The 2,633-nt window shown below is 61.8% G+C and carries 4 protein-coding genes; all 4 read left to right on the top strand.

Translation table 11 applies throughout. The features are described 5' to 3' along the window. On the top strand, nt 1–247 hold a 247-nt coding region (locus AC3AYF_RS20025; RefSeq protein WP_295041330.1), incomplete at its 5' end, for a DUF3275 family protein. 76 nt (nt 248–323) lie between these two features. Continuing rightward, on the top strand, nt 324–920 hold the full coding sequence (locus tag AC3AYF_RS20020; protein WP_295041328.1) for a hypothetical protein: 597 nt from the start codon (nt 324–326) through the stop codon (nt 918–920). Between the two features lie 15 nt (nt 921–935). After that, nucleotides 936–2,114 carry a DUF6094 domain-containing protein gene (locus AC3AYF_RS20015; RefSeq protein WP_487780268.1) on the top strand — a complete coding sequence of 393 codons (1,179 nt, stop codon included), beginning with the start codon at nt 936–938 and terminating at the stop codon, nt 2,112–2,114. A 106-nt stretch (nt 2,115–2,220) separates the two neighbouring features. Then, the coding region (locus tag AC3AYF_RS20010; protein WP_487780267.1) for an SNF2-related protein at nt 2,221–2,633 on the top strand (413 nt) is incomplete at its 3' end.

Genomic DNA, 2,633 nt, shown 5'->3' with positions numbered 1-2,633 from the left:
CACGCCGGCATCGACGGATCAACCGCAAGAGGAGAGCGCCAAGGCCACGCCGAAGCGCCGACCGCAGGCGGACGATCAGGACATCGAGCTGTTCGGGCACCAATGGCCGCTGGGCGATAGCGTCAAGCTGGATCCCACGGTCGACCGGGGCACCTTCCGTGCCCAGGTCGTTCGCCTGAAGCAGATGGGCTACGCCTTCGATGCCACGTCACAAACCTGGACCTATTCGGCTGCGGCAGCGGCTTGAATCTGACACTCAACCCTCGGGGGCGATGACTGCCCCTCGGGGGTAGCTTGCCCCCATTCTGTTTGATGGAGGCAGCATGTCGACTACAACTCCGCTCTGGCGTCTCGAAGAGGCGCCAGAGCTTTTTCTGGACAGCTACGTCGCCGATGGCGACCACGCGGTCTTTCTGTCCCTATGGGGGCGAGATACCGCCATTCACGAACTGATGGCAAAGCTGACCCTGCCGATCGCCGAAGGCGGCTGGAACGGGATCACGCTCCAGCGGGACGATCAGACGGTCGCCCTGCATCTGGATCGCGATCGCCTGGCGAAGCGGACGACGCGGACCTATCGGCAGACGCGGTTCGGCAGCCTGCTGAACCTCTGGCTGTTCGACCAGCGCTGTCAGGCTCCGGATCGCGCCAACCGTCAGTGCTACGCCATCTTCAACGAACGAGACCCACGTCAGGACAAAAGCGCGATGCTCTGGTCACGACTGCAGGATCTCGCCGCGTTTCCGCTGCTCGATCACTGGCGACCCACGGTCGTTCAGCTGCTTCTCGAGCACGGCGCGATACGCATGCTCGATCACACGTCCGAGCGTCTGTCCGGCGTCAGGATCGATCTCTCGCTGACCAGCGTCCAGGACGCCATAGGTCAACTCATTCACGCCAGCAATCTCGCCACGCAATGAACCCAGGAGGCCATCATGGCTTTGATGTTTCCACGCCTGGCGCGCAACTTCGCCAAGAACGGCTACTACCCAACCGACGAGGACACAATCGATCGTGTTCTCAATGCACTGGGCACCTCGCATGATCAGCGGGTGCGCATCCTGGATCCGTGTGCCGGCGAAGGCCACGCGATTCTGGAAAACGCTCACCGGCTGGGGCGGGAACGTACCGACGCCTACGGCATCGAGTTCGATCTCGAGCGAGCCAGGCACATGCAGAGCGTTGTCGATGTCGGCATCCAGTCCGATCTGATGGATACCGTCATCTCGCCGCGCTCGTTCGGGATGATGTTCTTCAACCCACCTTACGGCGATCTCGTCGGCGAGACGGGCGGCAGCAAGGGGTATGCCGGCAAGGGGCGTCAGCGGCTGGAAAAGCTGTTCTACCAGCGCTGTGTCCACCTGCTGCAATACGGCGGGATCATGGTGATGATCGTGCCTCACTACGTCTTCGACGATGAGCTATCGAGCTGGGTCAGCCACCACTTCGATCGCGTCACCGCGTTCGAGGCCGCGGTTGATACCTTCAAGCAGGTCGTCGTCTTCGGCGTTCGCACGAAGCGCAATGCACTACAGGCCAACGACAGGGCCAAAACGATCAGAAAGATGTTGCAGCAAATCGGGGTGGGAGAGCTCCAGCCCGAGCCGCTGCCTTCGATCTGGTGTGATGGTCTTTATGACGTGCCGCCGGCAATCGGTAGCGCGCCACATTGCTACCGCATGTCGCTGGAACCCGAGCAGCTGGAGCAGGAGATCGATCAGCTGGGTGGGCTGTGGCCCGACTTCAACCTCGCGTTCTGGACCGACGGTGTTACCCAGCGACGTCCGCTGCGCCGGCTTTCGAGCTGGCACCTCGCGCTGTCTCTGGCAGCAGGAGGTATATCGGGCATCGTGACCTCGCGATCGGGGCGCCAACTGGTCGTGAAGGGCGACACCTTCAAGGAGAAGTCCATGAAGGTCGAATTCGATGAAGACGCCGATGGCAACATCAGCGAGCGTCGGATACTGACCGATCGTTTCGTGCCGGCCATCATGGCCTGGGACGTGACGCCGAATTCTCCCGACAAAGGACGACTGTTCAAGATCACATCGACGCCAGCGCAGGACACACCGGCACAACCTGAACCTGCCGACTCGGACACCGAGACGGCATAAACCACCACGTTCGCTCCTTGAGCGAGCCAATCCCCTACGGGCAGACACACGGCCCGTAGGGACGTGTTCTGCCTTTTTTTTCGTTTTCAATTACGAGGAGATGGACATGAACATGCCATGCACAGCATCGGATAACGTCATCGCGCTCAACGACTTCATCGACGAGTTCGGCGAGGGGCTTCTGGACACGCTCAACCACACCCATCCCCCGGTCTACGACGGCCGAGGCAATCCGGTTCGTCAGGCGGTGATGAACGCTTTGGCGCGCAAGCCGTTCCCGGCTCAGGCGGACGTCGTTCACGCGATCTGCGCGCTGCTGCTGGATCAGAACGAGCGCGCCGGCGTGATCAACGCCGAGATGGGGACCGGCAAGACGATGATGGCGATCGCCGTCGCCGCCGTGATGGCGAACGAGGGCTACCGCCGATCGTTGATCGTGTCTCCGCCGCACCTGGTCTACAAGTGGCGGCGCGAGATCCTCGAGACGGTGCCCGAGGCTCGGGTATGGGTACTCAACGG

Source organism: Salinicola sp. (assembly GCF_982684285.1).
The sequence above is the reverse complement of the archived record's forward strand: the minus strand, read 5'-3'. Positions and strand labels throughout refer to the sequence as shown.

Excerpts from the sequence above, each read along its gene's own strand:
- AC3AYF_RS20020 (WP_295041328.1), top strand. The coding sequence starts at position 324 with ATGTCGACTACAACTCCGCTCTGGCGTCTCGAAGAGGCGCCAGAGCTT.
- AC3AYF_RS20015 (WP_487780268.1), top strand. The coding sequence starts at position 936 with ATGGCTTTGATGTTTCCACGCCTGGCGCGCAACTTCGCCAAGAACGGC.